Raw genomic sequence first — 23,464 nt, forward strand, 5'->3', positions numbered from 1 at the left:
TTACAGTGAGGATTACCGCGCCGCAAGCGGCTCCTCGGGTCGCAAACAATGATGATTATCGGATGAGACGGCGGTCGCGGGGCAAATCGTGCCCGCGTGTCAGAGCCTAGCTGTCGTGCGCCGGTCTGAGCGTGCCATGTGTTCTGGCCCGTCTGAAATCCGCCGCGAGTGTCGGGCTGAGGCTCAAGGCGCCGCTGGGCGTGAGACGCGTTGAACTGACATAATCGCTTGATAAGCCACCACGCGCGTCACAGCGCGCTTCGGAGCAGAACACCGGCCATGTGTCGACATATCTCACGCGTCCCGTTGCAGCGAGTTTGCCAAACATCCGGTCAACACTGGCTTGCCGGTTGGCTGCGTCACGTTGCGGAACGAAATCGGACATCTCGGGCATCGAGCGGTAGAGCCAGTGTCCGGGGGCGGCTGCGCGGGCCGCAATTTCCGCATCGAACCCCGGTTGCGCCGGGACCTGGCGGATCACTGAAACATGAACGCCGCGTTCCAACAGCGTCTCTATCGTTTGTCTGGCTGCTGTCTCGATATATTCGAACTGATGTGCAGTGTCGATTGGAGTGCCATCGACCGGGCCAAGCCGCACCGGTGCGCGTGCCTTGAATTCGGCGGCAGAATTGCCGGTGTAATGCAACCAATCCGCCACCAGCGTGACGTGGCGGATAGTGTCGAGATGCGGTAGCGCCTGAAGCACCTGAGCGGAGTATTGATCACAGCTGCGGCCGGTGTGATTTTTGGCATCGGTCAGGCGGGTTTGCAGTCCACCAAGGGGAATGCAGCCGGAATTTGCGATCACCAGCGCCGACACGTCTGCGCGGCGGGCCGCCTCTTCGATGCCTGCGTGCATCGCGCGCAGTTGATGATCGCCCCAGACCAGAACCGTTGGTGGCCCGTTTCGCCCAACCTGACAGACCGCCAACCCGGCCAAAGGCCCGTCGGTCTGCGTAGGGCACGCGCTGGCATGGCTTGCCGCGTCAATCGCATGGATGTAGGCTTTGGCGGTTTCGGGATAGCGCATCTGCAATCCCTGTCCGGTGAGTGCGATGACCCCGCTGGCCAGCAAAAGCCCGGCTATCAAAGCCGAAGGAGTGACGCGGGAGAGATGCACGGTTTGCTCGACCCGCTGCCAAATCGACCAGGACATGATCGAAAGCAGAACGCATGGAATGATCAGCGCGGTATAGTTTGCCGCATCAGGGTTCACGATATCCAGCGCCGCCGTTACCTGCGCCAGCGGAACCATCCACAAGAACATATGGAGCGCCATGCCAAACCATCTGCGCCGGCGGGTCGTGTCTTCCTCGGGCGCGTGGTGCTGGCGGCTGCCCAGATACAAGAACGACACACCCAAGGCGAAAAAGATGCGTGCAAAAATGGTGTCGCCGGAGACCGAAACCGTCAGGACGCCAGCGAGAAGATTGATGATGCCCAGAAGCAAGGCGTGTCGCAGGACCGGGTAACGGTTGGCGGCGAAGAACGGGATCGCGCCGCACAGGAACGTCCAGAATTGGCCGACAGGCAGCAAATGAACAACAACGGCGTCAATCGCCGAAATCGCCAGAGATGCCAGCGCGGTGAGCGACAGCACCAGCAGCAGAGCCCGCGTATTGCGATGTAGCACCCAGTAAAGCGCAATCAGAATCGCGCAGGATTGCGCAATGAGCGCGGGGACCCAAAGATGATCGAACACGCCGTCAAATCTCAGCGCATTGGACGTAGGCAGAAAAGCGAGTTCAAAATTGGTGGTGAACGTGGCTGCGAACATCAGGGAATGACCCAGATGGACGTATTCGCTGGGCAGGAAGACCATCCAGCCGACAATAAAAAGCGCGATGGAGCAGCAAAACAAGCCAATGAAATAGGCTTGCAGGACGCAGATTGCCTGTTCCTTGAACACGGAGGGGCCGCGGATCAACTGGTTGGCGCACCATGCGCCGCACAGCACCAGCACGATGTCGGCGGCAAAGGCCCGTGGCCCGGTATCGCTCGTTCCGAGCGTCGACAACACAAACGCGAGTCCGGCGAGCGCCATCAGGAATTGGCGCACTTCGGAACGCGCCGACGCGGTGTTGGGCACGTGTAGTATCGCAGGATGTGAGTTGCCAGTCCGGGTGTTCACAAAACCACTTGTTGCAAGTTACGGCCCCACACCGATGGGCCAAAATACCTAAAGGGGCATTAATTCCGCAACAATGAATGTGGAAACAGTTTGTTATGCGGATGAGTGGAGTGTTTCCTCTGGCATTAGAACGCGATCATAGACAGCGCGCACCTGTTCGGCCTTGCGCGACCAAAGGTATTTCTCTTGCACAAGCGCCCGCGCGTTTTCCGCCTTTGTGGCCAGTTGAGACGGATCATCAGCCAGCCGTTCAAGATGTCCGCGAAACGCCGCGATGATGTCTTCGCGCGTGCCGCATGGCACCTTGTAGCCCGTTGCATCCGAGACCAGTTCGCCCGGGCCAGCGTAATCCACGACAAGCGGAACAACGCCCAATGCCATCGCCTCCAGTACCACGCCGCCGCCGAATTCGCGGATGGACGGGAAGCTGAGGATATGAGACCGACCGAGAATTTCCTGCACGTTCTCGTGCGGAATCCACTTGTGAAACGTCAGCCCGTGGCCGCACTCCAGTGATATCGCCTGTTCCGTCAATTGCCCCAACATCGGGCCATCGCCGATGATATCGAGCGTCATCCGCCCCGCGCGAAGCAAGTCCGCCACCGCAGAGATCAGCATATCCGCGCCCTTATAGGGCACCAGTCGGCCAACGAAACAAGCCTTCAACAGATCGCCGCGCGGGCGGGCGGACCCTTGATCGAACCGCTTTGGATCAATGCCGTTTTCGGGAATGTAAACGGTTTTGTGCCGAACGCTTGCGGGCATTTCCCCTTCAGTGTGGCGCGAGCCGACGATGATCGCCGCGGCATGTTTCAGCGTGCTGGCGCGACCGGGCAAATGCTTGTAGGCGCTGCGAAGATAACTAAGCCATTCCTTTTCAGCCCGCCGCTCTGCTTCGAACTGGCGGGGCCAGGGCACTCCGCCGTTGAGAGGACCGAGGACGAACGGAACTCCCGATGCCGCAAGCTTGCCGGCGATCGGCGATGCGATTGTCGGACTGAGCGGGGTCACGCGGTGAACGAGGTCAAACTCGCCCGCCTTGAGCGCGGATTTGAATTGGGTCCAGACAAGATTTTCGAACCACGGGTAGATCAGCGCGTTGATCGCCTGGAGTGTGGTCCAGCCTTTGCCCTCTCCCATGCGCAGCTTTTCGGCCAGCGCCCATAGGGGCCGCGCGACCGTTTCAGAGTCGATTGCGGTGAAATCCCGTCCCTCGACACGTCCGGTGCGCAGAATGGCATCGCGATTGCGGATTTGGGTGACGAGATGCACATCCGCCACCTCGCGCAAAGCCTCGGCCAGCGACCAGCCCACCAGAGGCACGCTGACCCATTCGGGGTTGGCAGCCTCTGCGATGACAAGCACGCGCGGGCGACTTGCGCGAGGAGATGTCATTTCATCGCTCATCGTCTACAGGACCGGACGCCATTGCAGGCGCTGAGCGGACTTGTAAGCGTCCCGGCTGTGCCGCAGGGATTCCGCGTACCCGGTCGATGCGCCGGCCATCATCCAGGTGAGCGGCGTCAGCGTGGCGTTCGGCAGCATGTCGAACACGTTCACGGCCAGTATCAGCGACAGTGGCACGATCAGCGCCGAATAGCCGTCAGGCGTGCGATACCGCGTCTCCCGCCAGACGAAAAACACCGGAAGCACCAGAAGCCCGAACTCGGCCAGAAATCCGAGCCAGCCGAACTGACCGATGAGAAGCACCCAACGCCCATCGGTGACGGTTTCGACCTCGCCAGAGGCGCTGTCGATGATCTGGTTGCGGTTGTAATTGCCCCACCCGAACAACGGTTTCTCGTGCGCTCTCTCAAGCAATTGGTTCTCGTTGCCAAAGCGGAATGCCAATGACGCCGCGCGGTCGGGGTCGATCTTCTCCACGGCATACAGGATGCGGTCCTGCGGCAGGACGTTGATGCCTTTCAGGGCCGGATAGGCGATTGCGAACGATACGATGAGAACCGCCAGACGCATCTGCCAACGTGCGTTCAGCAGGACGACCGACGGGATCAGAACCGCGGCGAACAGCCACGCGCCAAGTGATTTTGCCAGCACCAGAACGCCGGTCAGATAAAGCGCGATGAACAGAAGCTTCCAATTGGCGCGACGCTGTTTGGTTTTCCAAAGCGCAAATGCCGACAACACGGCCATCAACATGAAAAACGCGACCCAGATGCCGTGATACAGAAAAACAGTGGGTCGGAAGCCGCCAAAGCGGATCGTCTGAATGAAATCGTGCTGATAGTACCCGTAGACCCACAAGTTCAGCTGTGGCGAGAGCCGGATTTCGAGGAGCATCGGAAGGGAGTATAGCAATCCGCCGATCATGAAGGCGTACATCAGGTCACGCTGGTCCTCGGCGCGCCAGAGGAAGCGGCGGGCCAGCAGGAACGGAATCACCAAAAGAACTTGCTGGATGACCAACCCGAGCGCGTCCTTCGGCACCATCGCCTGAATGTGGAACACGCCCCAATGGATCGCTTCGCTGTTCAAGAGGGTCGTCGCAATCGGAGAGGCGATGAAAACAAAGAGCAGAAGATTCACGACCGGGGATCGTGGCAGAAAATTGCCTTCGTGACCGTAAAGCAGAAACCACATCACAAACGCGCTGAGTGCGGGAATGGTGTGTTTTTGCAATGGCGGGATCAGGGGAAAATCAAAGCCGGCGGGAGGTTCGGGCAAAAACAGATATCCGACCAGCAAGGCTGCGATCACCGCGCGACCGGGCGGCAGCTTCAGGAACAGCGCCGCTGTCACAAGAGGCCATGCCGCCAAGATCAATGTGGCCAGCGCGTTGGGCATTCAGCATCCTGCCTTTGCCCCGACATCAGGGGCGCAGTTGAAATTTCGGGCGGCGCTCTCGGGCAAGCCGTGACAGGTGAAGACCTGTTTCTCCGGTTAGCATACTGCAATTCAAATCCGGCACAAATGGCACCGGAATGTAGCAAATGCATGATCCGCCCGAGGTCAGGCGGCGCGTAGTAAGCGGTATCGCTCGCGAATTGGTATTAAGTGGATGGGCGATCTGGCCCTATTGGCAAATGCTGCTCATCGCTACTGTCGCGCTCAATCGCGCCGCCGCTCTGGTCGGTGCCATTTGATCCGGAGAGCCCCCATGAAAATGACCACCGAAGAAGCCTTTGTCAAAGTCCTCCAGATGCACGGCATCGAACATGCGTTCGGGATCATCGGATCGGCCTTCATGCCGATTTCCGATATTTTTCCCAAGGCGGGCATCACGTTCTGGGATTGCGCGCATGAAGGTTCGGGCGGCATGATGGCCGACGGCTATACCCGTGCGTCTGGCAAGATGAGCATGATGATCGCCCAGAACGGGCCGGGAATCACCAACTTCGTGACTGCTGTAAAAACCGCTTATTGGAATCACACGCCGCTGTTGCTGGTGACGCCGCAGGCCGCCAACAAGACGATCGGGCAGGGTGGCTTTCAGGAAGTCGAGCAGATGAAGCTGTTCGAGGATATGGTCGCCTATCAGGAGGAAGTGCGCGACGCTTCGCGGGTCGCCGAAGTGCTGAACCGCGTCATCTTGAACGCCAAGCGCGCGTCGGCACCGGCGCAGATCAACATGCCGCGCGATTTTTGGACGCAGGTGATCGACATCGACCTGCCCGAGATTGTGGAATTCGAACGTCCCTCGGGCGGCGACGAGGCGATTGCGCAGGCGGCGGAGTTGCTGTCGAACGCGAAGGACCCGGTGATCCTCAACGGTGCCGGTGTCGTTCTTGCCGGTGCGATCCCCGCGTCGATGGAATTGGCCGAGCGCCTGACCGCGCCGGTCTGCGTTGGTTATCAGCACAACGACGCTTTCCCTGGCTCGCATCCGCTGTTTGCCGGTCCCTTGGGATATAACGGCTCCAAGGCGGGGATGGAGTTGATCTCGAAAGCAGATGTGGTGCTGTGCCTTGGTACGCGCCTCAACCCGTTCTCGACATTGCCGGGCTATGGAATCGACTATTGGCCCAAGGATGCCAAGATCATTCAGGTCGATATCAACCCCGATCGTATCGGCCTGACCAAGAAAGTCACCGTCGGAATCGTCGGCGACGCCGGGAAGGTGGCCAAGGGCATCCTCGCCAAGCTGTCCGACACCGCTGGTGACGAAGGCCGCGAAGAGCGCAAGAACACTATCTCCAAGACGAAATCTGCCTGGGCGCAGCAACTGTCCAGCATGGATCACGAAGAGGACGATCCGGGAACGAACTGGAACGAGCGTGCGCGTGCCGACAAGCCGGACTGGATGAGCCCCCGTATGGCGTGGCGCGCCATTCAATCGGCGCTACCGAAAGAGGCGATCATTTCCTCCGACATCGGCAACAACTGCGCCATCGGCAACGCTTACCCGGAGTTTGACGAGGGGCGCAAATATCTGGCGCCGGGCCTGTTTGGTCCCTGCGGCTATGGCCTGCCTGCCGTGATCGGTGCCAAGATCGGCTGCCCGGACGTGCCGGTGGTCGGCTTTGCCGGCGATGGCGCGTTTGGCATCGCGGTCACGGAGCTGACGGCGATTGGCCGTCCCGAATGGCCGGCGATCACCCAGATCGTGTTCCGCAACTACCAGTGGGGCGCGGAAAAGCGGAACTCGACGCTTTGGTATTCCGACAATTTCGTTGGCACCGAGCTGGATGAAAGCGTGAGCTATGCCGGGATCGCCAAGGCCTGCGGATTGAAAGGCGTCGTCGCCAGAACGATGGAGGAGCTACGGGATGCCCTGAGCACCGCGATCACCGACCAGATGGAGCATGGCAAAACCACCCTGATCGAGGCGATGATCAACCAGGAATTGGGCGATCCGTTCCGTCGTGATGCGATGAAAGCACCCGTTTCGGTAGCCGGGATCGACCCGTCCGACATGCGGCCGCAAAAGGTCGGATGATTTGGCCAGCTGTGCGGATAGGGCGGCGGATCAGGGGGCGAGCAATCCGGTGATCAATGTGGCGGCGACAATATCGTCCGCCACAGCACCCCGGCTCAGGTCGCAAACGGGACGCCTGAATCCTTGCAGGATCGGGCCGATCGCCTGCGCGCCGCCCAACTCCTGGCATAGCTTGTACGCGATATTGCCGGCATCGAGCGACGGGAAGACCAGAACATTTGCGTCGCCGTTGCCCATTCCCTTCTTGCCCGCGATGCCGGCATTCAGCGCAGCGTCGGCCTGTATCGGGCCGACAAAGCCGGTCTTGTCAGCAACCTCCTGCACCATGTCGACGCTCGCGCCCGCGCCGCTTGCGCCCGTGGAAAACGACAGCAGTGCAACGCGTGCCTCGCCCAAAAGCGCCGTGCCGGTACGTGCAGAGGCGCGGGCGATGGCGTCCAATGCGCTGGCGTCTGGCGCCACGTTGACGGCGCAATCGGCAAATATGAATTCACGCCCGTCCGGAAAGACCATCAGGAAAAACGATGACGCAACCGCGACGTCATCGGCAAGACCGATCCCGATGCTGGCTGCTTCGATCACGCGGCGCGTTGGGTTTGTCGCTCCAGCGATAAGGATGTCAGCCTCGCCCGCGCTGACCATTGCCGCGGCGCGATACAAGGGTTTTTGCAACATCCGTCGGGCCAGTTTTTCGGTGGTGTCACGCACCGACAAAAGCGCTTCGACCTGTGCATCGCTGACATCGTCCGACACGGGCACCGGCGTACACAACCCTTCGCTTTCCAGCCGCCGCGCCGCTTCGGCGACGCGCGGATCATCAAGTTCGGGAAATACCACGCGCCGGTCTGTTGAGTGTGCCGCCGCGCGTGCCGTTTGCAAAACGCTCATGTCAATCTCCATTCCACTGCCGCCAAGGAGCCCGTTATGACCGAAGCCGTCAAGATCAACCGTGGTTTGAAAGGGGTCTATTTCGACCGTTCCGGCGTCAGCGATATCGACGGATCGGCCGGAACGCTGCACTACCGCGGATATTCGATTCACGATCTGGCAACCCAAGCCACGTTCGAGGAAGTCTGCCATCTGTTGATGAAGGGTGAATTGCCCACCGCGACAGAGTTGGCGGAGTTCGATGGCATGATGCGCGCCAATCGCGCGGTGCCCGATGCAGTGCTCGACATCATCCGCACGTGTCAGAACGGGCATCCAATGGATGTCTTGCGCACCTGTGTTTCCGCACTGGCGGCGCTCGACGCTGACAGTCAGCAAACCGGCGAGGAGGCGTTTCTGCGCAACGGCATGAAGCTGACCGCTCAGGTGCCGACCCTGATCGCGGCGCACGAGGCGATCCGCAATGGCCGCGATCCGGTGCAACCTGACGACAGCCTGAGCCATGCCGCCAACTGGTTGTGGATGCTCAAGGGCGAAAAGCCTTCGGAGGATGCCGCGCGTCTTGCGGATGTGGATTTCGTGCTGCACGCAGAGCACGGTGCCAACGCTTCGAGTTTTGCGGCGCGTGTCACTGTCGGGACGGGTGCCAATCTTCATGGTGCAATCGTGACTGCGCTGTCCACGCTGGCAGGCCCGGCGCATGGCGGTGCGGCAGAGGATGTGATGAAGATGGTGCGCGAGATCGGCGCGCCCGAAAACGCCGCCGCCTACGTCAAGGCCAAGCGCAGCAACCGCGAGCCGGTCACCGGCTTCGGCCATCGCGTCTATCGCGCCGAAGACCCGCGAGCGCGTCACATGCGCGAAGGGGTGCGCAAATTGGGCGAGGAAATGGGCGCGCCCGAATGGTACGAGATCCTGCAAGGTGTCGTCGAGGCGATGAAACCCTATAGCCGGCATGGCCTGAACGTGAACGTCGATTTCTATTCCGGCGTGATCTATCAATTGCATAAGATCGCGATGGACCTTTACGTTCCGATTTTCGCCATCGGGCGGATGCCCGGCTGGGTGATCCAGTGCCTTGAACAGCAGCGTGGCAACATCCTGATCCGCCCGCTGACGCTCTATAACGGGCCGGAACCGCGCGACTGGACGGCGATTGAAGACCGCGGCTGACGCCGGTTTGTCATTCGTCGTGATGGCGCGCCGGTCTGCTATCCCTTGTATGCGAGATCCTTTGATGGTTTTGTCCCTGCTAAGACCGTCGGGACAAAACCCTGTTCCGACATTTATAGGGTGAACAGTGCGAAGCGGCTTCGCATCGCTGAGGGAGGTTGCATGGGCCAGCCGAAGATCGACACATCCCCCAAAGTCTCGGACGAGGTGCGCAAGACGACCTGCTACATGTGCGCCTGCCGCTGCGGGATCGACGTGCACATGAAAGACGGCAAGGTCGCCTATATCGAGGGCAACCGCGACCATCCGGTAAACAAGGGTGTGCTCTGCGCCAAGGGCAGCGCGGGGATCATGCAGCATAACGCACCCGCGCGGCTTCGCGCGCCGATGAAGCGGGTCGGGCCGCGCGGATCAGGCGAGTTCGAGGAGATCAGCTGGGACGAGGCGCTAGAGATCGCGACGGACTGGTTGAAACCATTGCGAGAGAAAGCGCCTGAAAAGTTGGCGTTTTTCACCGGACGTGACCAGTCACAATCCTTTACCAGCTTCTGGGCGCAAAATTTCGGCACGCCGAATTACGCTGCACATGGTGGATTCTGTTCCGTCAACATGGCCGCTGCCGGAATCTACACAATGGGCGGTGCGTTCTGGGAATTCGGACAGCCCGATTGGGACCACACCAAACTGTTCATGCTGTTCGGCGTGGCCGAAGACCATGACAGCAATCCGATCAAGATGGGGCTGGGCAAGATCAAGGCGCTCGGCGCCAAGGTGATCGGCGTCAACCCCATTCGAACCGGCTATAACGCTATCGCCGACGACTGGGTCGGTATTACACCGGGCACCGATGGTCTGTTCATCCTGTCGCTGGTGCACGAATTGCTTCGGGCCGGGAAGATCGACCTCGACTATCTGGCGCGGTTCACCAATGCGCCGGTCTTGGTAAATGGCGATCCCAAGTCGGACGAACACGGCCTGTTTCTCAAAAACGAGGCTGGCAAACCGCTGGTGATGGACCGTGAGACCGGCAAGCTCACGCCATTTGATCAGCCCGGTGTCAAACCGGACCTTGCCGCCACCTATCGCCACGCCGGAGTGACGCACCGGCCTGTGATGCAGCTCTTGGCCGAGCGTTATCTTGACAAGAAATACGCGCCGGACGCGGTGGCCAAGACCTGTGGCGTCGCGGCGTCCAAGATCAAGCGCATCGCGGCCGAGATTGCACATGTCGCCTTCGATCAGGCCATCGAGATCGCCCAGCCCTGGACGGACTTTCGCGGCGATCGACATGAGAGGATGGTGGGCCGCCCGGTCAGCTTCCACGCCATGCGCGGCATCAGCGCCCATTCCAACGGCTTCCAGACCGCGCGCGCGTTGCATGTTTTGCAGATCCTGCTGGGCAGCGTGGAAACGCCCGGCGGCTTCCGGTTCAAACCGCCCTATCCGAAACCGGCCACTGCGCATCCCAAGCCGCATTGCAAAGTCACACCCGGCAAGCCGCTCGATGGTCCGCATCTGGGCTTCGTGCAGGGGCCGGATGATCTGTGCCTGACCGAAGACGGCACGCCCGCGCGTATCGACAAGGCGTTCACATGGGAGAACCCGATGAGCGCGCATGGGCTCATGCACATGGTCATCTCGAACGCGCATGCGGGTGATCCCTACAAGATCGACACGTTGTTCATGTACATGGCGAACATGTCGTGGAATTCGTCGATGAACACCGGCGGCGTGATGAAAATGCTGACGGACACGGACGTGACCGGAGATTATATCATCCCGCGGATCATCTATTCCGATGCGTATTCATCAGAAATGGTCGCTTACGCGGACCTGATCCTGCCCGACACCACCTATCTGGAACGCTACGATTGCATCTCGTTGCTGGATCGCCCGATCTGCGAGGCGGATGCGGCGGCCGATGCGATCCGCTGGCCTGTGGTGGAGCCGGACCGCGATGTGCGCGGCTTCCAGTCGGTGCTGTGCGAACTGGGTGCAAAGCTCGATCTGCCGGGATTCGTGACCGAAGACGGCAGCCAGAAATTTGCCGATTACGCGGATTACATCACTCACCACGAGCGCCGCCCCGGCATTGGCCCCTTGGCGGGCTGGCGCATGGGCGAAGACGGTTTGACCAGCGGGCGCGGTGATGTGAACGAGGCGCAACTGGACAGCTACATCGCCAATGGCGGGTTCTGGACGTCGCATATTCCCGAGGAGGCCGCGTATTACAAGCCGTGGAACATGGCCTATCAGGAATGGGCAGTCGAGATCGGTCTTTATGATGCGCCAGCGCCCTATATCTTTCAGCTTTACGTCGAGCCGATGCGCAAGTTCCAGTTGGCCGCCGAAGGGCATGGTGACCGCCAACCGCCAGATCATCTGCGCGAGCGGATCAAGGCCACGCTCGATCCGCTGCCGATCTGGTATGCGCCGCTCGAGGATGGCCATGTCGACCCCGAGGAATATCCGATCCACGCGCTGACCCAGCGGCCGATGGCGATGTATCACTCCTGGGGGTCGCAAAACGCGTGGTTGCGCCAGATTCACGGGCATAATCCACTGTATTTGCCGACCAACCTTTGGGAGCGGCACGGCTTTGCCGAGGGCGATTGGGCGCGCGTGTCGTCAACTCATGGCGAGATCACGGTGCCGGTCGCACATATGGCGGCGCTGAATGAAAACACCGTCTGGACGTGGAACGCCATCGGCAAGCGCAAGGGTGCCTGGGCTTTGGAGAAAGACGCGCCGGAGGTCACCAAGGGCTTTCTGCTCAACCATCTGATCCATGAATTGCTGCCACCCAAGGGCGACGGGTTGCGCTGGGCAAACTCTGATCCGGTGACAGGACAGGCCGCGTGGTTCGACCTGCGGGTGAAGATTGAAAAAGTTGCGGCCCCTGACGAGGCACATCCGATCTTCGATCCGCAGGTATCCCCCGTAGGCACCGGACCGGACGAATTGCGCTGGAAGGTGGGATCATGAGCGGCGCGATGAAAACGACGTTGGCTCTTATCGCCGTGGTGATGTTCGGCATGGTTGCGTCGTTTATCTGGTTCGTCGCGAACTGGGACAAGGATGCAGAAGCGTCTATCGTCCTTGCCCCTGTCTGGCTGCTTACGGAGGAGCGTATCGCATGACCCAGCTTCCTGAAACCACCCAGCGCAAGATGGGCCTAGTGATCGACCTTGATACCTGCGTCGGGTGCCATGCCTGCGTGATTTCCTGCAAAGGGTGGAACACCGAAAACTACGGTGCGCCGCTGAGTGATCAAAACCCCTATGGCGCCGATCCATCCGGCACATTCCTGAACCGGGTACATTCCTACGAGGTACAGCCGGAAAGTGGTCCGGCGCAGTTGATCCATTTCCCCAAGTCCTGCCTGCATTGCGAAGATGCGCCCTGCGTGACCGTCTGCCCGACCGGAGCCAGTTACAAGCGTGTGGAAGACGGGATCGTTCTGGTGAACGAAAGCGATTGCATCGGCTGTGGCCTCTGCGCCTGGGCGTGCCCCTATGGCGCGCGAGAGATGGACCGCGCGGAAGGCGTGATGAAGAAATGCACGCTCTGCGTTGACCGGATTTACAACGAGAACCTGCCCGAGGTGGACCGCGTGCCTGCCTGCGTGCGGACCTGCCCGTCGAATGCGCGCCATTTTGGCGATCTGGGCGATCCCGAAAGCGCTGTCAGTCAGCTGGTGGCCGAGCGTGGCGGGGTGGATCTGATGCCCGAGCAGGGCACCAAACCGGTGAACAAATACCTGCCGCCGCGACCCAAGGACAGGCTGGACGACGAGATCGACATCCTTGCGCCACTGCTCGCGCCGGTGGCCGAGGAGCCGAAGGGGTTTCTCGGCTGGCTCGATAAAGCGCTGGAGAAACTCTGATGCATCCAGCCCCATCTATCATCGCATTCAGCACATTTTCCGGCCTTGGCCTTGGCTTGCTGTTCTGGCTGGGCGTCGATCAGACCGCGCCGACAGGCTGGGTCGCTTTCGCGTTTTTCGCCATCGGGTATCTTCTGGCGGTCGGAGGTCTGGTGTCCTCGACGTTTCATCTTGGCCGACCGGACCGCGCAATCAAAGCGTTCACGCAATGGCAAACCAGCTGGCTGAGCCGCGAGGCATGGGCGTCGGTTGCCGCGTTGGTGGTGATGGCGCTGTATGGGCTGGGGCTGGTATTCTTCGATGCCCAATGGATGATTTTGGGGCTTCTGGGCGCCGGGCTATCGATGCTCACGGTCTATACGACGTCCATGATCTATGCGCAGATGAAGACCGTACCGCGCTGGAACACCGTTCTGACGCCCGTTCTCTTCATCGCGCTCTCACTTGCAGGTGGCGCGCTCTTGTCGGGGCGTATCGCTGTGGCGCTTGTCCTGTTGATTGTGGCTGGCGTGTTGCAAGCGATCTGGTGGGTTCTTGGCGACAAGAGCCTGACGCAGAGTGAGACGACGATGGCCACCGCCACGCGTCTGGGCGACATCGGCACCGTACGCGCGTTCGAGCCGCCGCACACCGGAACGAACTATCTGCTGGATGAAATGGTCTACAAAATTGGCCGCCGTCACGCACAAAAGCTGCGCGTGATCGCGATCGTGTTGATGGTGATCGTGCCGATCATTCTGTTGCTGTTGCCTTCACCGCATATCTTTGGCGTGCTGGCCCTCCTCAGCCATATCGCCGGGGTCCTCACTTCACGATGGCTGTTCTTTGCCGAAGCGGAACACGTCGTGGGGCTATATTACGGAATGCGCTGATCCGGGTCCGGCTACTTGGACCGCCAACTGTCCAACCACCGCCGGAACCCGCTGCGCCGCCGGGCAAAGCCGTCGCCAACGGATTCGAACCCGTGCCCGACATCTTCGAGTACCGGATCGACCCGCGCGCGACGGAACCGCCGCCAGCGCACCCAGATCGCCCAGAACAGAGCGACCAGCACCACCAGAACGATGATCGTGACCCACGGAATGACCCGGGCATCCGGCCCGGCTACCGGTTTGATGCTGATCGCGTTGGGAAAGATCGACAGGAATTCGTTGCGCCAGCCGTAATGCTTGACCGCGTACCACTCGGGCGCGGCCCGGTCCGAGATCGCGTCATTCGCCTCGGTGTAAAGATTGGCGGTGTCGAACTTGAAATACGGCGGCCAGCCCCAACCGGTGTCTTCGTTGCGATAGACCATCGGCTTGCCGTTTGGCCGCACCGCCTGAATAAACTGCACGTCCCGGTTGGCAAGGTTGACCGCCTGATCGTCGGGAAGCGACCAGAATATCCGGGTCCAGTCGGTCAGGTCCTGACGTTCTTCGTAGGTGTTGACGATCCGCACGACATCGTTCTGCGGCAACGTATAATGCAAAAACGCACCCAGTACGGCCCAGAACAGGAGGATGATCGTCCACTTGATGTAACCCACGGCCCTGTTCCCTAATAAAAGTTCGTAAAGTAGATGACCGCACACATAAGCGTAAGCGGCACGATATACACCCCCAGAAGAAGCTTGCGTCGCAGTGATCCGTCATACTCGCGCAAACCGCCCTGAACATAGGTGTCACGGTTGCCTGCCCGGATCTCTTCGTCCCATTCCTTTTCCAACTCTTCCCGCCGCCCGGCGCGGCAATAGAAGGACAGAGAGAAATAGACCACGGTCAGGACAAGAAATCCGATCACCACCAGCCGTCCAAGTGCAAGCATACCCTACCTCCGAACCGCGCCCCAGGGACCGACGCGCGTGATGATATCGTCGCGGATATGTTGCGGTTCCACAAGCGGCGCGTCATGGCCGAACAACGCTTCGCGCGCGCCGACCTTGTCGGCCACGTATTCGCGGGTCAGGAAATCGACAACATAGGCGCGCTTGGTGTCGCTCCAGCTACGATAGGCGCCATAGAACGCCTCCTTGTGACAGATATAAAGCTGGCGGATATCCTTGGGCGACAGCTCCGACAGCAGCATGTTGACCAAGGTCGCATCCGGCGTGTCACTGGCGCGCAGCGTGTAGAAATAGGCCGGATGGTCGCTGGCGATCCGGGGCCATCTGGCATCGCCATCCGCCCAGAGCACAAGCTGGTTGAGCGCGTGCCACTCGGGCGGCAATCGGTCGGAATATCGCCGCGCCAGCCCTCTGATGTCCCGCCGGGTGGCACCGGTCAGGTCGATCTCGGCCTCTTGTGCGATGTCAACGACGATGAAGTCCATCTTCTGCCGCAAGATCGCACTTGCGTCGATGCCGCGCGCCTTGACGATGGGTTCGACCAGCCCGTTGAGGTCAAGAAACTTCGCCACCTTGTTCCGATCGTCCAGCGCGAACGTATAGGCAATCGGCAGCCCCGGCACCGCATCGCCCGCGCAGATCGCCGCCGGATGCTCCACCCCGCGAAACACATAGATCCCGCCGAAATGGCTGGTGTGGAAATTGTCCTGCCTGAACGACATCCGGTCGAGCTTCACCGGATTGCGCACAACATCTCCCGTGCGTTTGGCAAGGGTGATCATGTCGGCGATCAGCACGTCATCGTGCCAGCCGCCTTCCTCGGTGGTAAAGCGATCCACCAGCGCCGCCAGCTTGCCCGCATCGCGCAGCGTGCCCGTTGTCGTGTCCGCCTCGATGGTGATGGTGTGAATGTCGAACAGCCGTTCGGGATTGCTCACGTCGAACACCGAGTTGACCAGTTCTCCGGCCACTGCGTCCCTAGCCGTGAGCGCGAAAAGTTGCGGCTCGTTGGCGTTTATAAACTGCCTCAATATACCGCGCGAGGTCGAGAACTTCGCCTCCAGCAGCGGCGCGGTCTTCTGCTGCGTCGTCAACAGAATGAACTGCCGGTTCACCCCGTTCTGGTTGAGGTAGAGCGGGTCATTCAACTCATCCCCCACCTCGGGCGAGAAGCCGGAGATGTCGATGTGGAAATCCGTCTGAGTTGTGGTCTTGCCGGTGAGGTGCAGGAGCGCCCGGTTATACCGCTCTACGAGCGCGGGCGAGGCGACATGGATCAGGTTGCCGAACATCAGACCGGATTGGATGAGGCGGTTCATTGGTTAGCCATCCGCAACAAAAACCGGTTTTATAGAGCCAGTATTTTGAACTTTGAAAATGAAAGGTGCTTTGTGGTTTTGAGCCAGAGCTATGATGCGTTCATGCGTTCGCATAAAAATGGCTAAAGTTTTCCACATCCCAATCTGGGCATCAGGAAAGTAAAAGCACCGAATATTGTGCTGTTTCAGAGCTTGAACCTCATGTTCGATTAGATGGAATTTGAGGTCTTGGGTGAGAACTATCCAATTTTTGCCACCAACTTTTTCCATCCACTCGTCATCCGGCATATCTTGAGCGAACCGTTCGCCTTGATGCCAGCGAATTTCTACAGGAGGACGAAGCTTGTAAAGTGCGTTAGGAAGGCGCTTTCCAAAGTTCCTATCAAAGTAAAAAGTTAATGCATCCATCGAGATAAACGAACTTCGCTTGGTTCAATGCCTTCGAAGGTGAGTGCTTGTAGGACCTGTTGCTCGGACAGCGAGAAGTCTTCAGCGATCTCGTCTACGTCTTCACCTGCTACCCAACGAGCCTTCAAAATCCCTGTCTTAATTCCACCAATTTGCGGCGCACCAAATGCTAATTTTGGGTTGATCTCAATATCCTTGTCTGGTCCAGCGACTTTCCAGGCTATGACTGCGCCACTATCGTCATAATTAAATTCCTTGAATCTCGAGGAAAGCATTTCGGTCCAAGTGTATTGTCCCCCGTGGTTTGCCGATAGAACTTTGTCTTCGATGACTTCCCCCAAAGCCCCCTCAATTTCGCTAAACACGTCTGCGCCGTCACTCTTGAATCTTAGTTTTGCAAAGGGAAATTCGAGTCCAGTTTCTTTTTTGAAATATGCCCGAGCCAGCTCAATTTCGTGCAGCTTAACACCTAGCTTGCGCATGTCAGCCACAACCGCAAGCTCAATGAGTTGTAGGAAGGAAATCCCCTCGCGCGGCTTCTTCTCGCTGAGCAGTTGAGGTTTGCCTGCTATTTTTCTCTTGTGCCAAGCCGTGACGGTCTGTGGAGCAACGCGAGCATAGGAAGCAGCTTCACCCACTCGGTAAGAGGGGATGTTCAACCGTGTTTCCCATAATTGACGCGCTTCCGCAGGCATTTTTTTACTCCTTGATACCAAGTAGAATGTAGATGGGGTCTTTGGCAACGACTATGAAGTCACCCCTTCCCCTCCAAATACCGCCGCTTCGCCTCTTCCTGACGCCCGAAGTCGCGCACCATCCCCTCAATCGCAACCTCATCCGACTTGTCCGCATAGCGGAACTCGGAATCCGCGTAGCGGTTGATCTCCTGGATCACCATCTCGACCGTGATCGGCCGCCGCAGGTCTTCGATCATCGCCGCCTTCTCGTCATACGATTTGAACAGGAAAAGCTCCGGCTGCTCCATCCATTCATCCGGCAGTTCGAAATCCATCGCGCGAACCTTTACCGCGTCGGTGATGTTCTTGATCGCGCGGCCGGTAAAGCGCGGGTCGGCCTCCTGAATGGCCTTGAGGTAGGTGCCCATCTTGGCAATCGTGTCGAGCGCGCCGATCCGCGACGACACCCGATCATAGACCTCCAGCAACCCCGCCTCCTTGGGCCGGTTGTGCGAGTCAAACGACGCAGCCACCGCCTTCTTGATCTGCTGCGCCGCGTAAAGCTCGTGATCACCCAAGGGAATGTCGTGCTTCTTGCCCATCAGCAGCGCAAGGATGTCGATGTAATCCTCCCGCGTTTGTGGCCCGTCCACGAGGAACCGCGCGCCCGCCCGCTGGCGCAGGGCGTCGTCCACGTTCTCGGGGTAGTTCGAGAACATGCCAAACGTACAGCTCCCCCGCACCACCGTATTGGCCCCGGCGAAGGCCTCCATGAACACCGCCGTGACCTCCTGCTGGCCCGCGCTCGACTGCCGGTCGCCGCGCCGCCCCGCGATCTGGTCGATGTCGTCGATGGTGCCGAACCCGATCACCGACGGGTCGAGCACATTGGTCACAAAGGCCTTGGCGTTCTGGCCGGATTTGCCCTGATAGCTGTCGATATTGTCGATACCGAAGTTCTGATAGCGGAACGGATAGCCCGCGTTCTGGCAATAGTCGTGAATCAGCCCCGCCATCATCTGGATCAGTGTCGTCTTGCCGGTCCCCGGCGCACCGTCACCCATGAAGGTGAAGATGAAGCCGCCAAGCTCCGCAAACGGGTTGAGACGCCGCTCAAAGTCATAAGCCATCAGCATCTTCGCCAGCCGCATCGCCTGATACTTGGCGATATGGTTGCCCACCACCTGATTCGGTTTCTTGAACTGCATGGTGAGGACCGTACCCTTGGCGCGGGAGGCAGGCGTGAAGCCCCGGATCGTCAGGTCATCCGCCTCCACCCGCCAGTTGGCGCCGGTGAACGCGCCCGTCCGTGCGCCGTTCTGGGCGCGCAAGGCAACCCGCTCCATCAATTGCTCGGTAAAAGCCAGAACGGTCGCCACCATCCGGGCTTCGTCACTGGCGTGGGTGGCGATCTTCTGATCGAGTTCCCAAAGCGCCCCCTGCAAGGCCAGCGGCGCATTGTCAGTCAAAACTTCCTGCACCTCGCCCACGTCGGCGCTCACCTCGCTTGCCTGAGAAGCCAACAGATAGGACGTGGCGTTAGCAAAGACATGCAGAACCGCCAGCGCCTCGGCCTCCAACAGCGCACTGAAATCGGCCTTTCGATCCGCAGCCAAGGCACCTTGCAGGTTCGCGCGCTTGAGATCGGCCAGGGGCGTCGCTTCCGAAAACGCCTCACCCATTGCCAATGCGATCGCAAGGGCGCGGCGCAACCCGTGCATGACGACGGCCTGCGGCGGCGAAATCAGCGGATCGTCCCCATCGGCAGACGCGATCCGGTCCAGCAGGTGCACCCCCTCCGGCCGCGCGGTCGAGCGTGTTACCAGGCCCGGCGTTGTGCTGCGAAACCGACGCCGCGTGCCAATTCCCGAAGATCGCTCCACCCGCTCAGGCGACGCCGACCCATTGCGCGGCGTATGGTCAAACCCCTCGAGCATCGCGGTCGCGGCAGAATAATGTTTGCGGATCGCGTCTTCGCGCAACTCCATCAGGTCGGACGTCACACTCATCTCACCACGCTCCTAAACTTCATCTTGCCAAGTAAACTCCCGCCGGAGGCTCCCGCACGCAGCAAGAGCGCAACGCTCAATACCGCAGAACAGGCCCCGCATCGCTCACCACGAATTTGCGCACGTTTTCAAACCCCGGCGGATTGCGTTCTGCCAACACCTGAAACGGCCGCTCGGGCATGACGATCATCCGCTCCGTTCGCGTCGCGCCGGTTTCGGCGCCGCGGCCCGAGAACGGATCAAGCGCGAACATCTCGCGCTCCACGGTCGAAAACCAGCCGGATTTCTCCTGCCGCACATCTTCGCTTTCCAGGTCCTCCACCGTCCAGACCAACGCCCAATCCTGCCCGTCCGGCGCGCTTGCCTGTTCAAGAACCTCGCGGATCGGTCCGCTCTGGTGGGTAAACCCGTGCACATACATGGGGCCGATATGAAACCGGCGCAGACGCTTGGGGTGCAGATCGTCAAAGGTCTGGTCGAACCCTTGTGCAATGGTCAACAGCTTCAAACCGCTCAGGCTTTGCGCCATGAGATGGGCTTGCGCCTCGGGCCAGCGGCGCTGGTCGCGCGGCAGCGGATCGCGGCCGGTATCCTCGACTTCCATCAGGTAGACCGTCGGCAGGTTCATCTGAGTGTCGTAGATCGCCCAATGCAGCAGATAGCGCCGTCGCTCCTCTGTCCCGCCAAGCCACTGGCATTGCGGATCGTTGCGCGCCCAGAACAGGTTGCCGCGCAGCAATTCCTCGTAATACAGCCGCTGGCTCAAGGTGAATTGCAACCGCGTCGGGATGCTCTGCTCGCCGATGATCTCGGCCACCATGCGTTTCTTCAGCGTGCCGGCGTCGGGCAGCGTTTCAAGATGGCGTGCAGCCTGAGCTGCATCATTGGCCATCACCATCAGTTCGGTCGCAGTGGGAAACCCGCTTTCGTGCGTGTCCATCGTCAGCGCGCCAAAAACCTGGCCGGTCTCGCGCCCGACCAGCATGTACTTCATCGACAATGCGCGAAACGTCAGGTTGAGGCCGGTGACGTAGCGCGCCAGCACATCGACCTCGTCCTTGCTCAAGCGCCCTTCGGCATGCAGCAGCCCCGCAACCCGCGAAAGATGCGCGATGATCGCGTCGAACTTGGCAAAGTAGCGGCGGCTGACGTGCGTGTCGGTCAGGCCGCGATGGTCACTGGCAGGCTCTGTCATGCCCCATACAGGTTCTTGTCATGTTTCTCGACAATCGCCTGAAAGCGGCGCGCGAACCGTTCATCGGCCTTGGCCTTGGCTTCAAGCACCTCGCGGGCAAAGATCATGTGATCCTCGTGCCCTTCGAGCATATCGGCCATACGCTGGTTGGTGGCCGCGCCAATTCCGGCCATTGCCGATTGCGCTTCCTTGTCCGTCTGGACGCCGATTTCGTTGATCCGGTGCGCCACATCCTGTTGCTGTGCGGTTTTCAGCGATTTGGTCAGCGCGTCATACAGAACCACACGCTGCTTGGTGTCGGTCTGCAATTTATTGATCAGGACCATCTGCGTCGCCGCCTGGTTCTGCAGGCTGTCGATCCACGTCTTGCCCTTTTCGATATAACGCTCAAGCGTCTGGCTTTTGGCCAGCTTGACCTGCTCGTCCTGCACCAAGGCATTATAAGCGGCATTCAGTTCCGCCAGTTCGGTTTCCAGCTTGGTGCGGGCTGCGGCGTCTTGTTCAACGCTGATCTTGTTCTCGAGTTCGATGATCCTCGGATCCATATCAAGGATTTCAGCGCGCACGGTTTCCAACTCGCCGACCGTCGCCTCGCGCTCGTCCAGCGTCTCGGACAGGTTCACCTCGACCTTGTCCTTCTGCTCGTTGAGCATGTTCAACTGGCCTTGCAGAAGGGTAACGATAACGTCCGACTTGGCGATCAGATCCTGCAACTTGTCGTCAATCGACGCCGTGCGCATCCGTTCTTGCCGCATTGAATCGGATTTGCCCTTTGAGAAGATGCCGACAAAGCTCTCCCAGCCGGTTTTCGACCGCATGTCGTCGAAATCCTTGGAAAAGGCAGAGGTCACATCGTCAAGCCCCATGATCAGTTCCGCGATATTGGCGTTCATCACATCGGTATGGGCGTGCACATCGTCCAGAGTGGCGTTTTCAATGTCGAACGTGACATCGTCGCCGCTTTTCATCTGCGATCTGGCGGCTTCAATCCGTGTGGTCAGTTCGGCAATCTTGGCCTGTGCTTGCGCCACCTGAGCCTGACTTTCACGCACCTGAGTGTCAAAATCCGCCATCCGAAAAAATCTCCAATACGTATGCTGGGGCTCGAAAGCCGGGGATGTGACCATCGGGTCCGATGGCAGTGGAAAAACTTTTGCAAATACCCGCTTGAAAGTGAAGCGCAGATCGTATGCGGTGTTGCCTTAAGGTCAGCGTTTGGCGACGCTGGGAGTCTGGTCAAGGACGGAGTATTGAGATGAATCGTTTTGTTTCCGCAGCTTTGGCGCTGTCTCTGGCGCTTCCCGCCATATCGCACGCCGATGAGATTTCCGACACGTTGCAGGCCGCGCTGGAGGCCTACAACGACGGCGATGTGCAATATGCGCTCGAAGAGCTCGAGTTCGCGCGTCAGAAGATGAAGGCAATTCAGGCGGAGGCGTTCAAGCAGTTCCTGCCGGAGGCACCGGAGGGATGGGACCGACAACTAGACGATGACATGCAGGCCGGGCTTGCGATGATGGGCGGCGGCATGGGCGCGGGCGCCAGTTATACGTCCGAGGATCGCTCGCAATCCTATTCAATCACCATGATGGCCGATAACGCAATGGTGTCGACGATGGGAGGCATGGTCACCAACGCCGCCGCGATGGGCATGAAGCTTGAGCGGATCGGCCGCCAACGGGTCGCGTTGAACGACGGACAGGCTATGGCCTTGGTCAACAATCGTATCCTCATCACGATCGAGGGTCAGGACGAGGAGTTGCTGATGGACGCGATGGGCCGGATCGACTTCGAAGGCCTGTCGAATTTCGGCCAATAACCTTCAGGAAACTCGATGTTGGAAAAGGCGCTGTTCATCCGGCGCCTTTTTTTTGGCTTGCCGCGTCGCACCGTATCGCGCACCAAGCGGCAACGTGAACTGAAAGGAACAGGCATGGATTGGTCGCCGGATAAAACGCAAGTCAAAAGCTGGAATGAATGGGATACTCTGCGCCATGTGATTGTCGGGCGCGCCGATGATTGCCACATCCCACCCGAGGAACCGGCGCTGGATGCCAAGGTGCCCGAGGACAGCGACATGCGAGGCCAGTGGGGCCGCCGTCCGCAAGAAACCATCGACCGCGCGAACGAGCTGCTCGACACATTTGCCGACACGTTGTCCAAACGCGGCATTCGCGTGGACCGTCCGACACCGACCGATTTCAGCCTTCCGGTGACGACGCCCGATTTTCACACCGAAAGCCAGTTCGGCTGTATGCCGCCGCGCGACGTGCTGCTCACCGTCGGGCACGAGATGTTGGAAGCGACGATGTCCTATCGTTGCCGATGGTTTGAATATCTGTGCTATCGTCCGTTGATGCAGCAATACTTTGACGAAGATCCCAACTTCCGCCACGAGTCTGCGCCGAAGCCCCGCTTGAGCGATGCTGATTATCACGACGATTACCTGTCCGACAAAATCGGGATCGAGAAACGCCTAAAGTGGACGGCCGAAAAGCATTTTGTCACGACCGAAGAGGAACCGCTTTTCGATGCTGCTGACGTTCTTCGATTTGGCAAGGACCTGATCGTCCAGCACGGCTTTACCACCAATCTGAAGGGCATCGAGTGGCTGCGTCGTCATTTCCCCGACCATCGGGTGCGTGCGGTGAATTTCCCCGGCGATCCCTACCCGATCCACATTGACGCGACCTTCACGCCGCTGCGCCCCGGTTTGATCCTCAACAATCCCAACCGCCGTTTGCCCGATGATCAGCGGGACTATTTCAACAAGAACGATTGGGAGATCGTCGATGCCGCGCAGCCGGCGCACAACACGCCGCCACCGCTGTGCTATTCGTCGACCTGGCTGTCGATGAACGTGCTGGTACTCGACCCCAAAACGGTCTGCGTCGAGGCATCGGAAGTGTATCAGGCCGAGCAGATGGACAAGCTGGGGCTAGAGGTCATTCCCGTGGAACTGCGCGACGCCTATGCCTTTGGAGGCGGTCTGCACTGCTGCACGGCGGATGTGTACCGCGACGGTGTTTGCGAGGACTACTTCCCAATCCAGTAAC

Annotated in this window: 21 protein-coding genes; 9 read left to right on the plus strand and 12 right to left on the minus strand. The window is 59.6% G+C overall.

The window, feature by feature from the left end:
- Positions 1-106: 106 nt before the first annotated feature.
- From ACGKZZ_RS01845 to ACGKZZ_RS01855, 3 genes are all read right to left on the minus strand, one after another.
- Positions 107-2,089: an SGNH hydrolase domain-containing protein gene (locus ACGKZZ_RS01845; RefSeq protein WP_411221724.1), complete on the minus strand. Its 1,983-nt coding sequence runs from the start codon at positions 2,087-2,089 to the stop codon at positions 107-109.
- A 135-nt stretch (positions 2,090-2,224) separates the two neighbouring features.
- Positions 2,225-3,526 (minus strand): glycosyltransferase family 4 protein, encoded by a 1,302-nt coding sequence (locus ACGKZZ_RS01850; protein ID WP_411221725.1) that lies wholly within the window; start codon positions 3,524-3,526, stop codon positions 2,225-2,227.
- 15 nt (positions 3,527-3,541) lie between these two features.
- The gene (locus ACGKZZ_RS01855) at positions 3,542-4,936 is read right to left on the minus strand and encodes an O-antigen ligase family protein (RefSeq protein WP_411221726.1); all 1,395 of its coding nucleotides are present in this window, start codon (positions 4,934-4,936) and stop codon (positions 3,542-3,544) included.
- 146 nt (positions 4,937-5,082) lie between these two features.
- Here ACGKZZ_RS01855 and ACGKZZ_RS01860 point away from each other — a divergent pair, with 146 nt between their 5' ends.
- Together ACGKZZ_RS01860 and xsc are read left to right on the plus strand one after the other, a co-directional pair.
- On the plus strand, positions 5,083-5,235 hold the full coding sequence (locus tag ACGKZZ_RS01860) for a hypothetical protein (protein WP_411221727.1): 153 nt from the start codon (positions 5,083-5,085) through the stop codon (positions 5,233-5,235).
- Positions 5,236-5,249: 14 nt separating this feature from the next.
- Positions 5,250-7,028 (plus strand): sulfoacetaldehyde acetyltransferase, encoded by a 1,779-nt coding sequence (gene xsc / locus ACGKZZ_RS01865; RefSeq protein ID WP_411221728.1) that lies wholly within the window; start codon positions 5,250-5,252, stop codon positions 7,026-7,028.
- Between the two features lie 30 nt (positions 7,029-7,058).
- Here the strand turns inward: xsc and ACGKZZ_RS01870 are convergent, their stop codons facing one another.
- A complete protein-coding gene (locus tag ACGKZZ_RS01870) occupies positions 7,059-7,916 on the minus strand; it encodes a phosphate acyltransferase (RefSeq protein ID WP_411221729.1) in 858 nt (285 codons plus the stop codon).
- 36 nt (positions 7,917-7,952) lie between these two features.
- Between ACGKZZ_RS01870 and ACGKZZ_RS01875 the strand changes: the two genes are divergently transcribed.
- The 5 genes from ACGKZZ_RS01875 (at position 7,953) to ACGKZZ_RS01895 (ending at position 13,847) form a co-directional block, all read left to right on the plus strand.
- Complete coding sequence (locus ACGKZZ_RS01875) at positions 7,953-9,089, plus strand: citrate/2-methylcitrate synthase (RefSeq protein ID WP_411221730.1); 1,137 nt, start codon at positions 7,953-7,955, stop codon at positions 9,087-9,089.
- Between the two features lie 162 nt (positions 9,090-9,251).
- A complete protein-coding gene (locus tag ACGKZZ_RS01880) occupies positions 9,252-12,074 on the plus strand; it encodes a molybdopterin oxidoreductase family protein (protein ID WP_411221731.1) in 2,823 nt (940 codons plus the stop codon).
- Positions 12,071-12,229 (plus strand): hypothetical protein, encoded by a 159-nt coding sequence (locus tag ACGKZZ_RS01885; protein ID WP_411221732.1) that lies wholly within the window; start codon positions 12,071-12,073, stop codon positions 12,227-12,229. Before ACGKZZ_RS01880 ends, ACGKZZ_RS01885 begins: the two co-directional genes overlap by 4 nt.
- Positions 12,226-12,975, plus strand: a complete 750-nt coding sequence (locus ACGKZZ_RS01890) for a 4Fe-4S dicluster domain-containing protein (protein WP_411221733.1) — start codon at positions 12,226-12,228, stop codon at positions 12,973-12,975. Before ACGKZZ_RS01885 ends, ACGKZZ_RS01890 begins: the two co-directional genes overlap by 4 nt.
- On the plus strand, positions 12,975-13,847 hold the full coding sequence (locus ACGKZZ_RS01895) for a dimethyl sulfoxide reductase anchor subunit family protein (RefSeq protein WP_411221734.1): 873 nt from the start codon (positions 12,975-12,977) through the stop codon (positions 13,845-13,847). Before ACGKZZ_RS01890 ends, ACGKZZ_RS01895 begins: the two co-directional genes overlap by 1 nt.
- Positions 13,848-13,858: 11 nt before the next feature.
- Here the strand turns inward: ACGKZZ_RS01895 and ACGKZZ_RS01900 are convergent, their stop codons facing one another.
- The 8 genes from ACGKZZ_RS01900 to ACGKZZ_RS01935 form a co-directional block, all read right to left on the minus strand.
- Positions 13,859-14,503 (minus strand): DUF1523 family protein, encoded by a 645-nt coding sequence (locus ACGKZZ_RS01900; protein WP_411221735.1) that lies wholly within the window; start codon positions 14,501-14,503, stop codon positions 13,859-13,861.
- An 11-nt stretch (positions 14,504-14,514) separates the two neighbouring features.
- Entirely contained in the window at positions 14,515-14,781 is a 267-nt protein-coding gene (locus tag ACGKZZ_RS01905; RefSeq protein ID WP_411221736.1) for a hypothetical protein, read from the minus strand.
- Between the two features lie 3 nt (positions 14,782-14,784).
- On the minus strand, positions 14,785-16,119 hold the full coding sequence (locus ACGKZZ_RS01910; protein WP_411221737.1) for a DUF6638 family protein: 1,335 nt from the start codon (positions 16,117-16,119) through the stop codon (positions 14,785-14,787).
- A gap of 3 nt (positions 16,120-16,122) precedes the next feature.
- Complete coding sequence (locus ACGKZZ_RS01915; RefSeq protein ID WP_411221738.1) at positions 16,123-16,527, minus strand: hypothetical protein; 405 nt, start codon at positions 16,525-16,527, stop codon at positions 16,123-16,125.
- Positions 16,515-17,222, minus strand: coding sequence for a DUF433 domain-containing protein (locus ACGKZZ_RS01920; protein ID WP_411221739.1), 708 nt, complete (start codon positions 17,220-17,222; stop codon positions 16,515-16,517). The genes ACGKZZ_RS01915 and ACGKZZ_RS01920 overlap by 13 nt, the downstream gene beginning before the upstream one ends.
- A 59-nt stretch (positions 17,223-17,281) precedes the next feature.
- Positions 17,282-19,213 carry an ATP-binding protein gene (locus ACGKZZ_RS01925; RefSeq protein ID WP_411221740.1) on the minus strand — a complete coding sequence of 644 codons (1,932 nt, stop codon included), beginning with the start codon at positions 19,211-19,213 and terminating at the stop codon, positions 17,282-17,284.
- Positions 19,214-19,289: 76 nt separating this feature from the next.
- A complete protein-coding gene (locus tag ACGKZZ_RS01930) occupies positions 19,290-20,408 on the minus strand; it encodes a hypothetical protein (RefSeq protein WP_411221741.1) in 1,119 nt (372 codons plus the stop codon).
- Positions 20,405-21,481 (minus strand): hypothetical protein, encoded by a 1,077-nt coding sequence (locus ACGKZZ_RS01935; protein ID WP_411221742.1) that lies wholly within the window; start codon positions 21,479-21,481, stop codon positions 20,405-20,407. Before ACGKZZ_RS01935 ends, ACGKZZ_RS01930 begins: the two co-directional genes overlap by 4 nt.
- 182 nt (positions 21,482-21,663) lie before the next feature.
- Here ACGKZZ_RS01935 and ACGKZZ_RS01940 point away from each other — a divergent pair, with 182 nt between their 5' ends.
- Positions 21,664-22,227: a hypothetical protein gene (locus ACGKZZ_RS01940; RefSeq protein WP_411221743.1), complete on the plus strand. Its 564-nt coding sequence runs from the start codon at positions 21,664-21,666 to the stop codon at positions 22,225-22,227.
- A gap of 114 nt (positions 22,228-22,341) precedes the next feature.
- Complete coding sequence (locus ACGKZZ_RS01945) at positions 22,342-23,463, plus strand: serine/threonine protein kinase (RefSeq protein WP_411221744.1); 1,122 nt, start codon at positions 22,342-22,344, stop codon at positions 23,461-23,463.
- The last annotated feature ends 1 nt before the right edge of the window (position 23,464 follow it).

It is taken from the genome of Marivita sp. S2033 (assembly GCF_046592965.1).
Lineage (GTDB): Bacteria > Pseudomonadota > Alphaproteobacteria > Rhodobacterales > Rhodobacteraceae > Marivita.

Bases quoted from the DNA above. Each gene is read 5' to 3' on its own strand.
- ACGKZZ_RS01850 (WP_411221725.1), bottom strand. From the start codon at position 3,526: ATGACATCTCCTCGCGCAAGTCGCCCGCGCGTGCTTGTCATCGCAGAG.
- ACGKZZ_RS01855 (WP_411221726.1), bottom strand. From the start codon at position 4,936: ATGCCCAACGCGCTGGCCACATTGATCTTGGCGGCATGGCCTCTTGTG.
- ACGKZZ_RS01860 (WP_411221727.1), top strand. From the start codon at position 5,083: ATGCATGATCCGCCCGAGGTCAGGCGGCGCGTAGTAAGCGGTATCGCT.
- xsc (WP_411221728.1), top strand. From the start codon at position 5,250: ATGAAAATGACCACCGAAGAAGCCTTTGTCAAAGTCCTCCAGATGCAC.
- ACGKZZ_RS01870 (WP_411221729.1), bottom strand. From the start codon at position 7,916: ATGAGCGTTTTGCAAACGGCACGCGCGGCGGCACACTCAACAGACCGG.
- ACGKZZ_RS01875 (WP_411221730.1), top strand. From the start codon at position 7,953: ATGACCGAAGCCGTCAAGATCAACCGTGGTTTGAAAGGGGTCTATTTC.
- ACGKZZ_RS01880 (WP_411221731.1), top strand. From the start codon at position 9,252: ATGGGCCAGCCGAAGATCGACACATCCCCCAAAGTCTCGGACGAGGTG.
- ACGKZZ_RS01885 (WP_411221732.1), top strand. From the start codon at position 12,071: ATGAGCGGCGCGATGAAAACGACGTTGGCTCTTATCGCCGTGGTGATG.
- ACGKZZ_RS01890 (WP_411221733.1), top strand. From the start codon at position 12,226: ATGACCCAGCTTCCTGAAACCACCCAGCGCAAGATGGGCCTAGTGATC.
- ACGKZZ_RS01895 (WP_411221734.1), top strand. From the start codon at position 12,975: ATGCATCCAGCCCCATCTATCATCGCATTCAGCACATTTTCCGGCCTT.
- ACGKZZ_RS01905 (WP_411221736.1), bottom strand. From the start codon at position 14,781: ATGCTTGCACTTGGACGGCTGGTGGTGATCGGATTTCTTGTCCTGACC.
- ACGKZZ_RS01910 (WP_411221737.1), bottom strand. From the start codon at position 16,119: ATGAACCGCCTCATCCAATCCGGTCTGATGTTCGGCAACCTGATCCAT.
- ACGKZZ_RS01915 (WP_411221738.1), bottom strand. From the start codon at position 16,527: ATGGATGCATTAACTTTTTACTTTGATAGGAACTTTGGAAAGCGCCTT.
- ACGKZZ_RS01920 (WP_411221739.1), bottom strand. From the start codon at position 17,222: ATGCCTGCGGAAGCGCGTCAATTATGGGAAACACGGTTGAACATCCCC.
- ACGKZZ_RS01925 (WP_411221740.1), bottom strand. From the start codon at position 19,213: ATGAGTGTGACGTCCGACCTGATGGAGTTGCGCGAAGACGCGATCCGC.
- ACGKZZ_RS01930 (WP_411221741.1), bottom strand. From the start codon at position 20,408: ATGACAGAGCCTGCCAGTGACCATCGCGGCCTGACCGACACGCACGTC.
- ACGKZZ_RS01935 (WP_411221742.1), bottom strand. From the start codon at position 21,481: ATGGCGGATTTTGACACTCAGGTGCGTGAAAGTCAGGCTCAGGTGGCG.
- ACGKZZ_RS01940 (WP_411221743.1), top strand. From the start codon at position 21,664: ATGAATCGTTTTGTTTCCGCAGCTTTGGCGCTGTCTCTGGCGCTTCCC.
- ACGKZZ_RS01945 (WP_411221744.1), top strand. From the start codon at position 22,342: ATGGATTGGTCGCCGGATAAAACGCAAGTCAAAAGCTGGAATGAATGG.